We start from the raw sequence: 293 nt of genomic DNA, 5'->3' as shown, positions 1-293 counted from the left end.
AAAAAACGGGCGCCGTCATGGCGCTCGTTTTCGTTTATTCCGCTGCTTGAGCCCGCAAGCGCCGGCCGATCACGTCCATCAAGTCACAGCCGTCGCGTAACGGAATGGCCAGCAGCTTGGAGAAGTCCGACAGCACTACCGTGTCACAACCGAGCTCGGCGCGGTAGGCGATGTTTTCCAATACCTGAGTGACCGTTCGGATGCGGTGGTCAGCCATGGCTTGCAGAACGTCGAGTGGGGCTTGGGTATCGATGAGCAGGGAGGCCGGGATCAGGTCGATTCCGGTGAGGGGC

General features: G+C 60.4%; 1 protein-coding gene. It reads right to left on the bottom strand.

The genetic code is table 11. The features are described 5' to 3' along the window. Positions 1 to 34: 34 nt before the first annotated feature. Positions 35 to 293: hypothetical protein (locus WLY71_RS30875; RefSeq protein WP_347806604.1), on the bottom strand; the 259-nt coding region annotated here is incomplete at its 5' end.

The sequence above is a fragment of the Pseudomonas rossensis genome, from assembly GCF_039888995.1.
Classification (GTDB): domain Bacteria; phylum Pseudomonadota; class Gammaproteobacteria; order Pseudomonadales; family Pseudomonadaceae; genus Aquipseudomonas; species Aquipseudomonas rossensis.
This window is presented reverse-complemented; position numbering and strand designations above follow the sequence as displayed.